This is a genomic window from Streptomyces sp. NPDC014882, from assembly GCF_043081325.1.
Lineage (GTDB): Bacteria > Actinomycetota > Actinomycetes > Streptomycetales > Streptomycetaceae > Streptomyces.
This window is the reverse complement of the sequence record NZ_JBIBWL010000003.1, coordinates 80,771-96,318: the sequence shown is the minus strand read 5'-3', so window position 1 is coordinate 96,318 and position 15,548 is coordinate 80,771. Positions and strand designations below refer to the sequence as shown.

Sequence of the window (15,548 nt, the reverse complement as noted above, 5' to 3'; positions counted from 1 at the left end):
TCGTCGCAGGTCGGCGGCGTGAGGTCCGCCGGGCGAGCGCGGAGGGCGGCCGGAACGACAGTGGGCTCCCGCGGGAACCGGCAGGGACAGGGTGGCGGAAACGTCACCCTGCCGGGGCGGTGATCGGCAAGGACGGCGGGGTCCCGCCGAGGAACGCGTCCGGGGCGGGCGCGCGGAAGGGCGAGGGTCGGCGTGATGCGGCAGTACGGGCTGCGGTTCGGACTGCTCGGCCCACCGGTCCTGTACGACAGCGGCCCGGGGCGGTACGACCCCTCCGCGGACCCGGGCCGCACCGTCCCGGGCCTGCACGCCACCGCCGCTCCCGTCCCCCTCGGCGTTCACGGCGTTCACGGGGTCCGTGGCATCCGCAGCCCCAAGACGCGCGCGCTGCTGGCCGCACTGCTCCTCGACGCCGGCCGGACCGTCCCGGCCGAGTCGCTCAAGGAGGTGCTGTGGGGCGGCGCGCAGCCCGCCTCCGCGCAGGCCTCGCTGCACAACCACGTCACGCGGCTGCGGCGCATGCTCGACGACCCGGCGCGGCTGCGGACGGTGCCGCCCGGCTACCAACTGCGGATCGGGCACGGCGAACTCGACGTCCACGTCTTCGAAAGCCATCTCGCCACCGCCCGCGGCGCGCATGCCGTCCACGACTGGGAGCGCGTGATCGACGCGTGCGCGGCGGCGCTCGCCCTGTGGCGGGGCACCCCCCTCGGCGGACTCCCCGCCGAACCGGGCGGCTACGCCTTCACCCGGCGCCTGAAGGAGGCGCGTCTGCTGCTCCTGGAATGGCGCTACGACGCCGAACTCGGACTCGGCGAAACGCGAACCGCACCCGCGTCCGGTGCCGTACCCGCATCCGTGTCCGGCCCCGCGTCCGGTGCCGCAACCGCGCCCGCACCCGCGTCCGGACCCGGCCCCCTACCCGGCCCTGGGGTCAGACCCCACCCTGAGGCCGGACCCGACCGCCTCGTCCCGGAGTTGACCGCACTGGCCGCGGAGCACCCGCTGCGCGAGGCCTACCACCGTCAGCTGATGCTCGCCCTGCACCGGAGCGGCCGCCGGGCGGAGGCCCTCGCCGTCCACCGTGACCTGCGTACCCGCCTCCTGGAGGAACTCGGCGTCGAACCGGGACAGGCGGTACGCGACGCCCACATGGAGATCCTGCGCGGCCGGGGAGCGGCCCCCCGGACCCCGACCCGAGCCCCGGCCCCGACCCCCGCCTCGGTCCCGGACCCGACCCCCGCTCCAGCCTCACCCCCACCCCTGTCCCCACCTCTCACCCCACCTCTCACCCCAGCACCCGCCCCAGCACCCGCCCCTGCCCCCGCCCACCGGCCCGCCCAACTCCCTCCACCGCCACCACACTTCACCGGCCGTACCGCCACCCTCGGCTCGCTGTACCGCACCCTCACCACGGAGCCGCCGGCCGGTGCGGGACCCCTCGCCGTCCTCAGCGGCATGGCCGGCGTGGGCAAGAGCGCCCTCGCCCTGCATGTGGCCCACACCCTGAAAGAACGTTTCACCGATGGTCAGCTCTACATCAACCTGCACGGCGCCACCCCGGGCATGACCCCCCTCACCGCGGGCCAGGCCCTCGCCGCGCTCCTCCGCGACCTCGGCACCGACCCGCGGCACATTCCCGAACACCCGGACGCGGCCGCCGCGTCGCTCCGTACCCTGCTCGCTCCGACCCGCACGCTCCTGGTGCTGGACGACGCCGCGCACGCCGCGCAGGTGCGCCCGCTGCTGCCGGCCGGCCCGGGCTGTGCGGTGATCGTCACCAGCCGTTCGCTGCTGACGGCCCTCGACGGCGCCCACCGCTTCCCCCTCGCGCCCCTGTCGGACGAGGACAGCGCGGCCCTGCTGCGTGCCGCGTCGGGGCGCGACGGACTCGGACCCGGCCATCCCCTCGTCGGCCTCACCGGCCGCCTGCCGCTCGCCCTGCGCGTCGTCGCCGCCCGCCTCGCCGCCCGCCGGGCCCTCACCCCGGACGCCTTGGCGGGCCAACTGGCCTCCACCGGGGGCCGCCTGCACCACCTGGAGTACGACGACCTCAGCGTGCGCCGGTCCCTCGCGGTCGCGCACGACGCGCTCGCCGCCTCCGACCGCGAGGCCGACCGCGACGCCGCCCTCGCGCTCCGCCGGGTCGGCGCCCTCGACCTGCCCGCGTACGGCGTGCCGTTGCTGGCCCGTCTCACCGGCACCGACGAGCGTCGCGCCGAGGCCGCCCTGGACCGCCTCGTCGACGTGGCCCTCCTGGAGGAGACGGCGTACGGCCGCTACGCCCCCCACGATCTCGTACGGGACTTCGCGCGCGAGCTGGCGGAGAGCGAGGACGACGACAGCTCCGGCACCGGCGGGGTCGGCCACGACGGCGCCGGTGCCCCCGGGGCCGGCGAGGACAGCGCCACCGCCCGGAGAAGCACCGCCCCCAGGGCTACGTCGTGGGGGAGCTGCGGCAACTGTTCGCCGGGGCGGAGTGATCACTTGGCGTCGGCGTAGCACTCCACGACCGCCGTGGTGAAGGGGAACCGCACCGGTGTCGGCCCGAACGTCAGCCGCCCGGCCAGCTCCGACGCCTCCCGGATCGCTGCGACGACCGCCTCGGCCTCCTCCTCGGGACAGTGCACGATGACCTCGTCGTGCTGGAAGAAGACCAGCTCGGCCGCCATGGACGCGCAGGCCTGCCGCAGCGCGGCGAGCAGCAGCAGGGCCCAGTCGGCCGCACTGCCCTGGACGACGAAGTTGCGGGCGAAGCGGCCCCGCGCGCGGGCGTCGCCGGAGGCGTACCCGGGCACCCACTGCCGGGTCTCGGACGGGTTCTCGTCCCCGGTCGGGATGCCCGCCTCCTCCGCCGCGTCCTCCCCGGCGCCGGCCGCGGGCGGACAGGTCCGCCCCAGCCAGGTCCGCACCAGCCGGCCCTCCTCGCCGGCCCGCGCCGCGTCGTCGACGTACGCCACCGCGCGCGGGAAGCGGCGGCGCAGCGCGGCGAGGTTCTTGAGTCCGTCGCCGGAGGTCTGGCCGTAGACCGCGCCGAGCACCGCGAGCTTGGCCTGGGCGCGGTCGCCGGAGAACGCGCGCTCGGAGACGGCCTGGTAGAGGTCGCTCTCCCGGCCGGCCACCTCCATCAGCCCCGGATCGCGGGAGACCGCCGCCAGGACGCGGGGCTCCATCTGGTCGGCGTCGGCGACGACGAGCCGCCAGCCGGGGTCGGCGACCACGGCCCGCCGGATCACCTTGGGGATCTGCAGACCGCCCCCGCCGTTGGTCACCCAGCGGCCGGTGACGGTGCCCCCGGCCAGGAACTCGGGCCGGAAGCGGCCGTCGCGCACCCAGTCGTGGAGCCAGGACCAGCCGTGCGCGACCCAGATGCGGTACAGCTTCTTGTACTCGACCAGCGGCTTCACGGCCGGGTGGTCGAGGGACTCGATCTCCCAGCGGCGGGTGGACCTGACCCTGATGCCGGCCTGCCCGAACGCCTTGACCACGTCGGCCGGCAGGTCCGGCCGCACCCGGCGCCCGAAGGCCGCCGACACCTCGTCCGCGAGTTCCGCGAGGCGCCGGGGCTCACCCCCGCCCGGGTACCGCTCGCCGAGCAGGCCGTGCAGCACCTCGCGGTGGACGTCGGCGCTCCAGGGCAGGCCGGCGCGGTTCATCTCCGCGGCCACCAGCATCCCGGCCGACTCGGCCGCCGTCAGCAGCCGCATCCGCTCCGGGTGCTCCGCCCGGTCGTGCCGCCGCTGCTGCTCGGCGTAGACCGCGAGGAGGTCGGCGAGGGGGAGGGTGGTGGCCTGCGGTTCGAAGAGCGGTGACTGCGCGCCGGGTTCGGCGGCGCGCTGCGGGGGGTCCGGCGGGACGGGGCCGCCGCGCAGCCGGGCCAGGGCGGCGGCGGCCGAGCGGGGCTCGCCGTGCCGCCCCTCGTGGCCGAGGAGGAGGGTCTCGGCGTCCTCGACGTCGTAGCACCGCTCGACCCGCACCCCCGCGGCGAGCAGACGCGGATACACCTCCGCCGTGGAGCGCCACACCCACCGGCTCACGTCCGGCCGGGCCCGGACCGCCGCCGCCAGGTCCGGTTCCCGGACGACGGGGCCCGCGGGCAGCCCGTCCGGACCGAGGGCGGTCAGCTCCGCGCCGCCACCCTCGGCCGGGGCGAGTGCCCAGCGTTCGGCCATGCCGCGAGTGTCGCAGGCAGGTCTGACAACGGCCCGGGCGCGAAGCCGGGCACACCGGCCGGGACGCACCGGGAGCGGGCGCACCGGGACCGGGCGCACCGGCCGGTGCGCCCGGCTTCGGGCTCCGGCGTGTCCTCAGGCCTCCCGCGCGTCTTCCGGCCCCTGCGCGTCCCCCCGCTCCCGCGGGTCCCGGAGCCGGGCCAGTGTCTCCTCGACGTACCGCTCGACGCCCGCCTTGCCGACGCCGAGCCCGCCGAGGACGCCCTCGCCGTTCTCGAACTCCAGCAGGGCCAGCAGGATGTGCTCGGTGCCGATGTGGTGGTGACCGAGACGCAGGGCCTCGCGGAAGGTGAGCTCGAGGACCTTCTTGGCGTCCGAGCCGTAGGGGACGAGTTCGGGCACTTCGTCGGCGGCGGGCGGCAGCGCGGCGGTCGCCGCCTCGTGCACGGCCTCCGGGGTGACGCCCTGCGCGGCCAGCGCCTTCACCGCGAGACCCTCCGGCTCGGCGAGCAGGCCGAGGACCAGGTGGGCCGGCAGGCCCTCCGGGTTGCCGGCCGTCCTGGAGGCGCTGTGGGCGGCCATGACGGCGTTCCGCGCGCGCGGGGTGTACCGGCTGAAGCCCTGGCTGGGGTCGAGGTCTGCCGACTCCTTCGGCACGAACCGCTTCTGCGCGGCCTGCCGCGTCACGCCCATGCTCCGGCCGATGTCGGTCCAGGACGCCCCCGAGCGCCGGGCCTGGTCGACGAAGTGGCCGATCAGGTGGTCGGCCACGTCACCGAGGTGTTCGGCCGCGATGACGGCGTCCTGGAGCTGTTCGAGGGGCTCCGGGCGGACCTTCTTGATGGCGTCGATGAGGTCGTCGAGACGGATGGCGGCGGAGGGATCCTGTCGCGAGGTCATGCGTCAACCGTAAGTTGACAGCTGGCGACTGTCAACCTTTGGTTGACGATCTCGTGCCGCTGTGCGCGCATGGCACGATCCATGGGTGAGCAGCACGCCCCGTACCGTCGAACGCGCCTTCCGGGCAGCCCTCTACGACGACACCGACACCGCCCTCGACACGGGCGCGTCCCTGCTGGCCGCCGATCCCGCCGCGGACGCCGAACTCGACCGGCGCGGCCAGGAGTTCCTGGCCGCCGCCTGGCACCGCGGCTGGCAGCCCGCGGACCTCGTACGGCTCGTGCGCCGCGACCTGGAGGACACGCACGTACGCCTGCTCGCGGCGCTGGTCCGCGCGCAGGCGCCGCACGACCGGGCGCGCGGCCGGCGCTGGTCGGCCCAGCTGGAGGAACTGCCCACGGGCCCCGCGCCCCGCGGCGCCGACCGCTTCTCCCGCGCGACGGCGGTCCTGGAGCTGTACCGGCTGCTGCTGCGGCTGCCCACCCTCGAACCCCTCCGGGAGGCGAGCGGACAGCCGCGCTCCGACTCCCGCATGCTCACCCGCATCCGCGCGCTGCTCGCCAAGGCGGAGGCGACCGGGTTCCCCGAGGAGGCGGAGGCGCTGACCGCGAAGGCGCAGGAGCTGATGGCGCGGCACAGCGTCGACGAGGCACTGCTCGACGCGGCGGCTCCGGCGCCGGACGCGCCGGGCGCCCGCCGCGTCGGCGTCGAGCCGCCGTACGAGCAGGCCAAGGCGGTGCTGCTGGACGCGGTCGCCGGCGCGAACCACTGCCGGGCCGTGTGGAACGAACCCTTCTGCTTCTCCACGGTCGTCGGCTTCGAGGCCGACCTCGAGGCGGTGGAACTGCTCTACACCTCGCTCCTCGTGCAGGCCGGGACCGCCATGACGAAGGCGGAGGCGGCACAGCGGGCGGGCGGCCGCCGCCGTACGAAGACCTTCCGGCAGTCCTTCCTGGCCGCCTACGCCCACCGGGTGGGCAGCCGCCTGGCCGCCGCGGCCGAGACCCCGGTCGGTGCCGACCTCCTCCCGGTCCTGGCCTCCCGGGAGGTGGCGGTCACCGCGGCCACGGACCGCCTCTTCCCCCGCACGACCACCACCCGCCTGCGGGGCGTCACCGACGAAGCGGGCTGGACCGAGGGCGCGGACGCGGCGGACCGGGCGCAGGTCCGCTCACGGCCACATCTCCCGTGACCCGGGGCGCGTGCCCGCGCCCCGTCCGCTCCCGAGCCCCGCGACCGCCCGGCGCCGCCCTGCCGTGGGGCCCCGGACGGGATCAGTCCCCCGCCACCTGGAACGCGCTCACCGAGGCGTCCGGCTCGTCGCCGTCCTTGAGGGCGACCGCGCCGTACGACCAGTCCAGGCTCTCGGTGGCCGGGGCGTCCGCGAGGCCGCACGTGAGGGTCTTGGCGGCGAGGCTGCCCTCGCCGTCCTCGCCGCGGACGTAGGTGATCGTGAAGGAGGCGGTGGCCTGTTCGGCGAGGGGCAGCGACTGCGCCTCGGCGGCCTCGTCGTGGGGGACGGGGACGGTGGTCCCGTCGGCCTCCAGCCCGACCTTCGGGAAGCCCTCCAGAGTGCATTCCTTGCCGCCGTTGGTGACCGTCACGGTCAGGTTGCCGGTGTCACCGGCGGCGGGGGCGGCGTTCACGGCGCCGGCCGCCATGGTCAGGTCACCGGCGGCGCAGGCGGTGCCGGCGGCGGCGGAGGCGGTGCTCTTCCCGTCGCCGGAGGCGCTGTCGTCCCCGCCGCCGCAGGCGGTGAGGAGGAAGGCGGCGGCGAGGGCGGTGACGGTGATCGGAACGGCGCGCATGAAGGGTCCCTACGGTGGCGTGACGGTGCTCGGGAGGATCATCACGCATGCACGACCCCTCCCGGTGCGCCGCCCCCGCCCCGGTGACCGCTTCGCTACCCCGGACCGGCCGTCGGCAGCCCGGACGGCCACTGCCCGCCCTCCGCCTTGGTGTACGTCTCCCCGCCGGCCGCCCCGTCCCAGGTGATCTCGAGGCTCTCGCCGTCGACGGAGTCGACCGTGCCGGTCGTCCGGTCCTTCTTCCCGCTCGGGCAGGTGAGCCGGATCATCGTCATCTCCGACTCCTTGCCGGCGGTCCCGCTGCACACGGTCCCGCCGGTCGCGAAGAGGGCGGCCTGCTCACCGGTGACGATCAGGGCGACGGCCCGGCCGTCCGCGGTGGTGAGCCAGCTGCCCTCCAGCTCACCGGAGGCCGTCACCGAACCGCCCGTGCCGCCGCCGCTGCCCGTGCCGGACGTGGCACCCGGGGTGGCCGGGGACGAGCTCGCGGGGGCGCCGGACCCGCCGCCGTCGCCGCACCCGGCCAGTGCGAGCGCCCCCGCCAGCGCGCCGGCCGCGGCGGCGGCCCGCACCCTCCGGCGGGACGCCCCGCGCGCGGGGCGCGGGAGGGGCGAGGGACGCGAGAGGTTCGCCGAAGTCACTGCGGGCTCCCAAGCTGTAGCCGGACGGCCGGGTCGCCCGGAAGGACCGGTGAGAACCGGAAGGACCGGCAGCAAGCTACCAGCCGGGAAACAAGGAGGACCCGCCCCGGGAAGGGACCCCCGCGGGAACCGAGGGCCCCTCCCGGCGTTCACGGGAAGGCCCGGCGCGCACCGGCGGCCCCGGAGCCCGCCGGAGGGCCGGGCGTTCGCCGTGGAGTCCGGCGCGCACCGGCGGCCCCGGCCCCGTCCGCCTTCACCTCACCAGGAAGCCTTGCGCACTCCCGGCAGGTACCCCGCGTGAGCCTGCCCCCGCAGACCCACCCGGGAGAGCCCGAACGCCCGGTAGTACCCGCGCGGCCGCCCGTCCACCTGATCCCGGTTGCGCACGCGCGTGGCGCTCGCGTCCCGCGGCTGCCGGCGCAGTTCCCGCTGAGCGGCCAGGCGTTCCGCGTCCGTGGACGACGGCCGGCGGACGATCTCCTTCAGCTCGGCCCGCCGTTCGGCGTACCGGGCGACGACCTCCTGCCGCTTCTCGTTCTTCGCGATCTTGCTCTTCTTCGCCATCAGACCCGCACCCCCCGCGCCCGGATCCGGGCGACGGCCGCCTCGACGCCGATGGCGTCGACCGTCCGGATCCCCTTCGTGCTGAGGCGCAGCCGCACCTGACGGCCCTCGCCCGGCAGCCAGTACCGCTTGGTCTGGATGTTGGGGTCGAAGCGGCGCGAGGTGCGCCGGTGGGAGTGGGAGATGCGGTTGCCGAAGCCCGGCCGGGCGCCGGTCAGCATGCAGTGCGCGGACATGAGTGACGTACCTCTCCTCGAAGCTTGATGTTAATGGAATTCATTTTCAGTAAGGTAGCAGCATGGCACGCAACGAACTGCGCCCGGTCATCAAGCTCCGCTCCACCGCGGGGACCGGCTACACGTACGTCACCCGCAAGAACCGCCGCAACGACCCGGACCGTATGACCCTGCGCAAGTACGACCCCGTCGCCGGCCGCCACGTCGACTTCCGAGAGGAGCGCTGACCAGCCATGCGCAAGGGAATCCACCCGTCGTACGGCCCCGTGGTCTTCCGTGACCGCGCCGCGGGCCACGCCTTCCTCACCCGCTCCACGATGAGCAGCGACAAGACCGTCGAGTGGGAGGACGGCAACACCTACCCCGTCGTGGACGTCGAGATCTCGTACGTCAGCCACCCCTTCTACACCGGCACCGCCCGCGTCCTGGACACGGCCGGCCGCGTGGAGCGCTTCGAGCGCCGGTTCGGGAAGCGGGGCGGCGCGTGAGTCTGCCGGTGGTGATCGTCTGCGGGCTGCACGCCGAGGCCCGCCGGACGACGGTCGCGCGGCTGCTCGCCGACGTCCCCGGCAGCGTGGCGCTCCACCACGACCTGGCGACGGCCGCGGCCGGCACGGTCGTCCGCACGATCAGGGACGCCGAGGGCGTCCTCTCCGCGGGCGAGGCCCCGCTGGTCGACGACTGCGCCTGCTGCGCCCTGCGCGAGGACCTCGTGCCCGAGTTGCTCCGTCTCGCCGACGACCCCGCCACCCGGCTCGCGGTCGTCGAGCTGTGGGACTCCGTCGAGCCCAGGGCGATGGCCGAGGTGATCGTCGCCGGCGGCCTCACGGTCACCGGCGTGATCACCGCGGTCGACCCCGCGCTCCTGCTGCCGTACCTCGGCAACGGCGACGACCTCGCCGAGCGCGGCCTGGCCGCCGCCGCCACCGACCGGCGCACGGTCGCGGACACCTTCGCGCGGCAGCTGGAGTACGCCCCCGTCCTGGCCGTGGCCGACTCCCCGGAGGCCGACGACGAGGACCGCGAGCTGCTCGCCCAGCTCCACCCGACGGCCCGCCGGGTCCCCGTCCGGGGCGGCCACCTCGGGGACCCGGCGGGCGCCTCCGCACGTGCGGACGCACCGGAGCCGGTGGCGGAGCCGGTGCGGCAACCCGTGCCGGAGCCGGAGCCGGAGCCGGTCTCGGGGGCGGGTTCCCCGCTCGTCGCCGCCGCTCTCGCCGGCTTCGACGCCGAGGCCGCCGCCGCGGCCCAGCACCCGGCCTGCGCCCTGCTGCCCGCCGAGGCCGACGCGCACGGCGTCACCACCTTCGTCTGGCGCCGCCGCCGTCCCTTCCACCCGGAGCGGCTGTACGCGGCGCTGGAGGACCTGACCTGCGCCGCCGTCCGCAGCCGGGGCAGGTTCTGGCTCGCCGACAAGCCGGACGTGCTGCTCCACTGGGACGCCGCCGGCGGAGCCCTGTGCGTGGAGTCCGCCGGTCCCTGGCTGGCCTCCCTGCCGGATGCGGCCTGGGAGATGCTCCCGCCGGTGCGCCGCGCCGCGGCCGCCCTGGACTGGCACCCCGAGCACGGCGACCGCCGCCAGCACCTGGTGTTCACCTCGCCCGGCCTCGACCGCGACGGACTCCACGAACTGCTGGAGTCGTGCCTGCTCACCGACGCCGAGTACGCCGCCGGGCGCGACGCCTGGAAGCGGCTGCCGCCCGCCTTCGACACCCTCCTGGAGGTCTGACCCCGTGCCCCGCACGAGCCGACGCCGGCCCGCCGAGGACCGGCCCGATCCGCTGGAGCGGGCCGGAATCACCTACATCGACTACAAGGACACCGACCTGCTGCGGAGGTTCCTCTCCGACCGCGGCAGGATCCGCAGCCGCCGGGTCACCGGCGTCTCGGCCCGGCAGCAGCGCCGTCTGGCGCGGGCCGTGAGGAACGCCCGCGAGATGGCGCTCCTGCCCTACGCCACCCGCTGACTTCCCGGCGGACCCGGCCCCTGCCGTACGGCGCTTCCCGTGACTCCCCGGCGGACCTGGTCCCTGCCGTACGACGCCTCCCCCGGGCGCCGTAGGAGCCGGTCGCCGTTCGGACGACGAAAGGTGCGCCGCTCGTCCGGTCGGGACGGCGGGGCGTACCGCCCGGATGTCCGCCGGCCGACCGCCTTCGCGGGCCTGCCGGAGAGGTGGAGGACCTCGCCCCCGTGGACGACGCCCGCGTCGCCACGGGGGCGGGTCCGTTTCGCGCGGGGAGCCCGGAGGCCGGGGCCCCACGGCCTGCTCGTGGCCGGGGTGACGACGGCGCGGCGGCTCCGACGGCCCCCGTGCCGGGGCCGTCGGACGCGGCCCGCGGGCCGGCCGGCGTACCGAGCGGACGGTCGGCGTCCGCCCGGGCGGGGACGATCCGGCCGTGCGCCGCGACCCGCTCCGGATCCGGTCCGCCGAACAGTGGTCGGGACGGCGGAACATCGGGGGCACCCGACGCGTCTCTTCCTGTGCACGAGTGGTTCGATCCGTACCACCTCATACGCCCGCACCGCCGCGGACCGTCGGAAAGGGCAGGTGGCGCATGGGGAACGGGCTTCGGGGCAGACGCGGGAACAGGCCCCTGGACTGTCCGGGCTCGGTAAAGCAGGCGTCACAGCTGTAACCGCGTGGGCACCGCCCGTGCACGTGCATCTGCTCATGCAGGCGCACGTGAACGGAGCTATGATCCGGAACAGTTGACCATGGCATCCATGGCCACACCAGCCAGTGCACCATCAGGGAGCGACCTGTGGACCACGACGTTGACGGGGGGCACGACGTGTACAACGGCATGGCGGCCACACAGTTGTCCGGGGTTGCCTGGCAGAAGAGCCGGCACAGCAACAGCCAGGGATCCTGCGTCGAGTTCGCGCGACTGCCGGGTGGGGACGTGGCCGTGCGCAACTCGCGCTTCCCGGACGGTCCCGCGCTCGTCTACACGCGGGCCGAGATCGAGGCGATGCTCCTCGGCATCAAGGACGGCGAGTTCGACCACCTGATCGTCGGCTGACGGAGGCCGGATCCGGAGTGTGACGCGCCGGGAAATTCCGCGCGCCAGGGGCTGCGACGCGCGTAGAACCGCGGCACCGGAAGGCGCCGCGGTCCGTCACCCGGCCGGCGCGTGCAGCCGGAACAGCGCCCAGACGACCTTGCCGCCCAGGGTCGGGGAGAGCGGTTGCCAGCCCCAGCCCTCGGTGAAGGAGTCGACGAGGAACAGGCCGCGCCCCGACTCCGCCGCGAAGTCGTCCACCTCGCGCGGCAGGGGGCTGTCCCGGCTGGGGTCGCGCACCGCGCACACCAGCCGCCCGGTCCACCGCAGCAGGTGCAGCCGCACGGGCGGATGCTGCCCGGCCGGTCCCGGCGCGTCGTCGGGGGACATCCCGTGCCGCAGGGCGTTGGTCACCAACTCCGAGACGACCAGGCATATGTCGTCGGACCGCTCGTCCGTTTTCCACTGGACGAGGGTTCTCCTGGTGAACCGCCGTGCCTCGCGCACCGCTTCGAGGCGGGCCGGCAGGGCGCAGGAGGCCGCGTCGGACACGTCCGCGAGATCGAGTGGCGGAAGGCCCTGCCGTAACGGCTCGAGCATGGTCGATCCATTCGTCCCCATGCGAGGCACTCCCGGGATTCGCGGTCGTTGCGATGCAGCGGTGGCGCGGCACCATGGTTTCCGATGCGAAGGGCAGATGCAAGGGCAGATGCACGTGCACGTGACCGAAATAGACCCGCCCGTACCGCTTCTTGGCCATTTTTTCCGCCATCTTCTTGCAGTTGGCGGGCACTCCCCTTGCTTTCCCCTCCCCTTTCCCCGGTGTCGCGGCGGGGGTACCCTTTGGCTCTTTTCCGTCTCTGTAATCGGGCGAGTACTGCTCGAAGTGTTTTAGTGGCAGACTGCGGGCCCTGAGGACGGCTGGGGAGGCTGGCGAACGTGAGCGCGGGAGAGCCCGGATCGGTGGTGCGGCGGATGCTGCTCGGCTCGCAACTACGGCGACTGCGTGAGGCTCGTGGCATCACGCGCGAGGCGGCGGGATATTCGATCCGGGCGTCGGAGTCGAAGATCAGCCGGATGGAGCTGGGCCGGGTGAGCTTCAAGACACGTGACGTGGAAGACCTGCTGACGCTGTACGGCATCGCGGACGACGCCGAGCGCCAGGCGCTCGTCGGACTCGCCCGCGAGGCCAACGTGGCCGGCTGGTGGCACAGCTACTCCGACGTCCTGCCCAACTGGTTCCCCACCTACGTCGGCCTGGAGGGCGCCGCCGCCCTCATCCGGGCGTACGAGGTGCAGTTCGTGCACGGCCTCCTCCAGACCGAGGCGTACGCGCACGCGGTCGTGCGGCGCGGGATGAAGGGGGCGAGCGCGGCCGACGTCGACCGGCGCGTCGCCCTGCGCCTGGAGCGGCAGAAGTACCTCGTCGCCGAGAACGCCCCCGACTTCCACATCGTCCTCGACGAGGCGGCCCTGCGGCGCCCGTACGGCGACCGCGAGGTCATGCGCGAGCAGCTCCAGCACCTGATCGAGATCTCCGAGCGGCCCAACGTGCGGCTGCAGATCATGCCGTTCAGCTTCGGCGGGCACTCCGGCGAGTCCGGCGCCTTCACCATCCTGAGCTTCCCGGAGTCCGACCTGTCCGACGTCGTCTACCTGGAGCAGCTCACCAGCGCCCTCTACCTGGACAAGCGCGAGGACGTCGCCCAGTACGAGCAGGCGCTGAAGGAACTCCAGCAGGACAGCCCCGGACCCGACGAGAGCCGGGACCTGCTGCGCGGGCTGCTCCAGCTCTCCTAGCGTCCCCTCCGCACACGGGGTTTCCCCTCGGGTGACCCCGTGAGTGCGCCGACTTTCGCCCCAACTCCCTTGAAACACACATACGATGACGTGTGATCAGATCGTTGTACCGATCGCAGCCGGTGGCAGCAGGGGATTGAGGGATCACATGTCGTCGTACTTCACGGACCTGGCCCAGCAGTACATCGACGGTAAGTGGCGTCCGGGGACCGGGTCCTGGGACATCATCGACTTCAACCCCTACGACGGCGAGAAGCTCGCCTCGATCACGATAGCCACCGTCGACGAGGTCGACGAGGCCTACCACGCCGCCGCCCGCGCCCAGAAGGAGTGGGCCGCGACCAACGCCTACACCCGCCGCTCGGTCTTCGAGAAGGTGCTGCGGCTGGTCGAGGAGCGCGAGGCGGAGATCAGCGAGATCCTCGTCGACGAGGCCGGCGGCACGTTCGGCAAGGCCGCCTTCGAACTCCACCTGGCCAAGGAGTTCCTGCGCGAGGCCGTCCACCTGTCGCTGCGCCCCGAGGGCCGGATCATCCCCTCGCCGATCGACGGCAAGGAGAACCGCGTCTACCGCGAGCCGGTCGGCGTCGTGGGCGTGATCAGCCCCTTCAACGTGCCCTTCCTGCTGTCGCTGAAGTCGGTCGCCCCCGCGCTGGCCCTCGGCAACGGCGTGGTGCTCAAGCCGCACCAGAACACCCCGATCGCCGGCGGCACCGTCATCGCCAAGCTCTTCGAGGACGCGGGTCTGCCCCCGGGCCTGCTGAACGTCGTCGTCACCGACATCGCCGAGATCGGCGACGCCTTCCTCGAGCACCCCGTCCCGCGGGTCATCTCCTTCACCGGTTCCGACAAGGTCGGCCGGCACGTCGCCACCGTCGCTGCCTCGCACTTCAAGCGGTCCATCATCGAACTCGGCGGCAACAGCGCGTTCGTCGTCCTCGACGACGCCGACGTGGACTACGCGGTCGACGCCGCCGTCTTCAGCCGCTTCGTCCACCAGGGCCAGGTCTGCATGGCCGCCAACCGCATCCTGGTCGACCGCTCGCTCGCCGACGAGTTCACCGAGAAGTTCGTCGCCAAGGTGAGGACGCTCAAGGCCGGCGACCCGCGCGACCCGCAGACCCTCATCGGCCCCGTCATCAACTCCTCCCAGGCGGAGGCCCTCTCCGGAGTCGTCGAGCAGGCCGTCGGAGAGGGCGCGACCGCCCTCCTGCACGGCGCGACGACCGGCAACCTCGTCGAGCCCTCCGTGCTGAGCGGCCTGCCCGCAGACTCCGCCCTGCTCCGGCAGGAGGTCTTCGGCCCGGTCGTCTTCCTCGACACCTTCGACGGCGAGGAGGAGGCCGTACGCCTCGTCAACGACACCCCCTACGGGCTCAGCGGCGCCGTCCACACCGGCGACATCGAGCGGGGCGTCGCCTTCGCCCGGCAGATCGTCACCGGGATGTTCCACGTCAACGACGCCACGGTGCACGACGAGCCGATCGTGCCGTTCGGCGGCGAGAAGAACTCCGGCGTCGGCCGCCTCAACGGGGAGACGACCCTGGAGGCCTTCACGACGACGAAGTGGATCTCGGTGCAGCACGGGCGCAGCGGGTTCCCCTTCTAGGCCCTCCCCTCCCCTCCCGGCCCGCGGGGCCCGGCCGGTTCCCTCCTCGGGGCCCGGCCGGTTCCGCCGGTCCTGCCCGCCGGTTTCGCCCGCCGGTCCTGCCCGCCGGGCCGTACCGCCGCTTCCGGCCGGTTCTCCCGGCGGTTTCCGGGCGGCCTAGTCTGGACGCCATGTCAGCGATCCGTCTCCTCGTGCTGGGCTCGGTGCGCCAGCACGGGCGGGCCCACGGCTACCAGGTGCGCAACGACCTGGAGTACTGGGGCGCCCATGAGTGGTCCACCGCCAAACCGGGCTCGATCTACCACGCCCTGAAGCAGATGGCGAAGCAGGGACTGCTGCACGCGCACGAGACCGCCCCGTCCACCGCCGGCGGCCCGCCCCGCACCGAGTACGAGATGACCGAGCGGGGCACCGAGGAGTACTTCCGGCTGGTGCGCGAGTCGCTGACCGCCTACGACCAGAAGATGGACGTCAAGTCGGCGGCCATCGGCTTCATCGTGGACCTGCCGCGCACCGAGGCGGTGTCGCTGCTGAAGGAGCGGATCCGGCGCATCGAGGAGTGGCGATCGGCCGTCACCGAGCACTACGTGCCCGAACAGGGCCCGGAACAGCTCGGCCACATCGGCGAGATCATGAACCTCTGGATCCACACGGCGAACGCCGAGGCGGAGTGGACCCTGGGCCTGATCACGCGGATCGAACGCGGGGCGTACACCTTCTCCGGTGAGGGCGAACCGTTCGTCGGTGTCCTCGCGGACGACGCGGAGAACCCGTACGCGACGGGGGAGCGGCACCCCGGGGACGGTCACTGATCA

General features: G+C 74.0%; 16 protein-coding genes and 1 pseudogene. 10 read left to right on the top strand and 7 right to left on the bottom strand.

Going from position 1 to position 15,548, the window contains the following annotated elements; genetic code table 11:
• Nucleotides 1–195: 195 nt before the first annotated feature.
• Nucleotides 196–2,337: pseudogene (locus tag ACF09K_RS08425) on the top strand (BTAD domain-containing putative transcriptional regulator); the annotation flags it as partial.
• Nucleotides 2,338–2,483: 146 nt separating this feature from the next.
• Here ACF09K_RS08425 and ACF09K_RS08420 read toward each other — a convergent pair.
• Both ACF09K_RS08420 and ACF09K_RS08415 read right to left on the bottom strand, forming a co-directional pair.
• Nucleotides 2,484–4,172, bottom strand: coding sequence for a bifunctional 3'-5' exonuclease/DNA polymerase (locus ACF09K_RS08420; RefSeq protein ID WP_392241734.1), 1,689 nt, complete (start codon nt 4,170–4,172; stop codon nt 2,484–2,486).
• Between the two features lie 135 nt (nt 4,173–4,307).
• Nucleotides 4,308–5,072: a Clp protease N-terminal domain-containing protein gene (locus ACF09K_RS08415; RefSeq protein WP_392241733.1), complete on the bottom strand. Its 765-nt coding sequence runs from the start codon at nt 5,070–5,072 to the stop codon at nt 4,308–4,310.
• 85 nt (nt 5,073–5,157) lie between these two features.
• Between ACF09K_RS08415 and ACF09K_RS08410 the strand changes: the two genes are divergently transcribed.
• Entirely contained in the window at nt 5,158–6,264 is a 1,107-nt protein-coding gene (locus ACF09K_RS08410) for a DUF2786 domain-containing protein (protein ID WP_392241732.1), read from the top strand.
• A gap of 82 nt (nt 6,265–6,346) precedes the next feature.
• Here ACF09K_RS08410 and ACF09K_RS08405 read toward each other — a convergent pair whose 3' ends face one another.
• From ACF09K_RS08405 to rpmB, 4 genes are all read right to left on the bottom strand, one after another.
• Nucleotides 6,347–6,880, bottom strand: a complete 534-nt coding sequence (locus tag ACF09K_RS08405) for a DUF4232 domain-containing protein (RefSeq protein ID WP_392241731.1) — start codon at nt 6,878–6,880, stop codon at nt 6,347–6,349.
• A gap of 95 nt (nt 6,881–6,975) precedes the next feature.
• Nucleotides 6,976–7,521 carry a hypothetical protein gene (locus ACF09K_RS08400; RefSeq protein WP_392241730.1) on the bottom strand — a complete coding sequence of 182 codons (546 nt, stop codon included), beginning with the start codon at nt 7,519–7,521 and terminating at the stop codon, nt 6,976–6,978.
• Between the two features lie 258 nt (nt 7,522–7,779).
• The gene (rpsN, locus tag ACF09K_RS08395; protein WP_392241729.1) at nt 7,780–8,085 is read right to left on the bottom strand and encodes a 30S ribosomal protein S14; all 306 of its coding nucleotides are present in this window, start codon (nt 8,083–8,085) and stop codon (nt 7,780–7,782) included.
• Nucleotides 8,085–8,321 carry a 50S ribosomal protein L28 gene (gene rpmB / locus ACF09K_RS08390; RefSeq protein ID WP_392241728.1) on the bottom strand — a complete coding sequence of 79 codons (237 nt, stop codon included), beginning with the start codon at nt 8,319–8,321 and terminating at the stop codon, nt 8,085–8,087. The genes rpsN and rpmB overlap by 1 nt, the downstream gene beginning before the upstream one ends.
• Nucleotides 8,322–8,383: 62 nt before the next feature.
• Between rpmB and rpmG the strand changes: the two genes are divergently transcribed.
• The 5 genes from rpmG to ACF09K_RS08365 all read left to right on the top strand — a co-directional run bounded on the left by rpmG (nt 8,384) and on the right by ACF09K_RS08365 (nt 11,345).
• Nucleotides 8,384–8,548, top strand: coding sequence for a 50S ribosomal protein L33 (gene rpmG, locus ACF09K_RS08385; protein WP_030573688.1), 165 nt, complete (start codon nt 8,384–8,386; stop codon nt 8,546–8,548).
• A 6-nt stretch (nt 8,549–8,554) separates the two neighbouring features.
• Complete coding sequence (locus ACF09K_RS08380; protein WP_392241727.1) at nt 8,555–8,809, top strand: type B 50S ribosomal protein L31; 255 nt, start codon at nt 8,555–8,557, stop codon at nt 8,807–8,809.
• Complete coding sequence (locus tag ACF09K_RS08375; RefSeq protein WP_392241726.1) at nt 8,806–10,050, top strand: CobW family GTP-binding protein; 1,245 nt, start codon at nt 8,806–8,808, stop codon at nt 10,048–10,050. Before ACF09K_RS08380 ends, ACF09K_RS08375 begins: the two co-directional genes overlap by 4 nt.
• A 4-nt stretch (nt 10,051–10,054) precedes the next feature.
• A complete protein-coding gene (gene rpsR, locus ACF09K_RS08370; RefSeq protein WP_392241725.1) occupies nt 10,055–10,288 on the top strand; it encodes a 30S ribosomal protein S18 in 234 nt (77 codons plus the stop codon).
• A 796-nt stretch (nt 10,289–11,084) separates the two neighbouring features.
• On the top strand, nt 11,085–11,345 hold the full coding sequence (locus ACF09K_RS08365; protein WP_392241724.1) for a DUF397 domain-containing protein: 261 nt from the start codon (nt 11,085–11,087) through the stop codon (nt 11,343–11,345).
• A gap of 96 nt (nt 11,346–11,441) precedes the next feature.
• Here the strand turns inward: ACF09K_RS08365 and ACF09K_RS08360 are convergent, their stop codons facing one another.
• Entirely contained in the window at nt 11,442–11,924 is a 483-nt protein-coding gene (locus ACF09K_RS08360) for an ATP-binding protein (protein ID WP_392241723.1), read from the bottom strand.
• 375 nt (nt 11,925–12,299) lie between these two features.
• Between ACF09K_RS08360 and ACF09K_RS08355 the strand changes: the two genes are divergently transcribed.
• The 3 genes from ACF09K_RS08355 to ACF09K_RS08345 all read left to right on the top strand — a co-directional run bounded on the left by ACF09K_RS08355 (nt 12,300) and on the right by ACF09K_RS08345 (nt 15,545).
• Nucleotides 12,300–13,124: a helix-turn-helix domain-containing protein gene (locus tag ACF09K_RS08355; protein ID WP_392242413.1), complete on the top strand. Its 825-nt coding sequence runs from the start codon at nt 12,300–12,302 to the stop codon at nt 13,122–13,124.
• Between the two features lie 148 nt (nt 13,125–13,272).
• On the top strand, nt 13,273–14,733 hold the full coding sequence (locus tag ACF09K_RS08350) for an aldehyde dehydrogenase family protein (RefSeq protein ID WP_392241722.1): 1,461 nt from the start codon (nt 13,273–13,275) through the stop codon (nt 14,731–14,733).
• A gap of 170 nt (nt 14,734–14,903) precedes the next feature.
• A complete protein-coding gene (locus ACF09K_RS08345) occupies nt 14,904–15,545 on the top strand; it encodes a PadR family transcriptional regulator (protein ID WP_392241721.1) in 642 nt (213 codons plus the stop codon).
• The last annotated feature ends 3 nt before the right edge of the window (nt 15,546–15,548 follow it).

Coding starts and splice junctions, on each gene's coding strand:
- ACF09K_RS08380 (WP_392241727.1), top strand. CDS start 8,555: ATGCGCAAGGGAATCCACCCGTCGTACGGCCCCGTGGTCTTCCGTGAC.
- rpsN (WP_392241729.1), bottom strand. CDS start 8,085: ATGGCGAAGAAGAGCAAGATCGCGAAGAACGAGAAGCGGCAGGAGGTC.
- ACF09K_RS08345 (WP_392241721.1), top strand. CDS start 14,904: ATGTCAGCGATCCGTCTCCTCGTGCTGGGCTCGGTGCGCCAGCACGGG.
- rpmG (WP_030573688.1), top strand. CDS start 8,384: ATGGCACGCAACGAACTGCGCCCGGTCATCAAGCTCCGCTCCACCGCG.
- ACF09K_RS08405 (WP_392241731.1), bottom strand. CDS start 6,880: ATGCGCGCCGTTCCGATCACCGTCACCGCCCTCGCCGCCGCCTTCCTC.
- ACF09K_RS08415 (WP_392241733.1), bottom strand. CDS start 5,072: ATGACCTCGCGACAGGATCCCTCCGCCGCCATCCGTCTCGACGACCTC.
- ACF09K_RS08350 (WP_392241722.1), top strand. CDS start 13,273: ATGTCGTCGTACTTCACGGACCTGGCCCAGCAGTACATCGACGGTAAG.
- ACF09K_RS08360 (WP_392241723.1), bottom strand. CDS start 11,924: ATGCTCGAGCCGTTACGGCAGGGCCTTCCGCCACTCGATCTCGCGGAC.
- ACF09K_RS08420 (WP_392241734.1), bottom strand. CDS start 4,172: ATGGCCGAACGCTGGGCACTCGCCCCGGCCGAGGGTGGCGGCGCGGAG.
- rpmB (WP_392241728.1), bottom strand. CDS start 8,321: ATGTCCGCGCACTGCATGCTGACCGGCGCCCGGCCGGGCTTCGGCAAC.
- ACF09K_RS08355 (WP_392242413.1), top strand. CDS start 12,300: ATGCTGCTCGGCTCGCAACTACGGCGACTGCGTGAGGCTCGTGGCATC.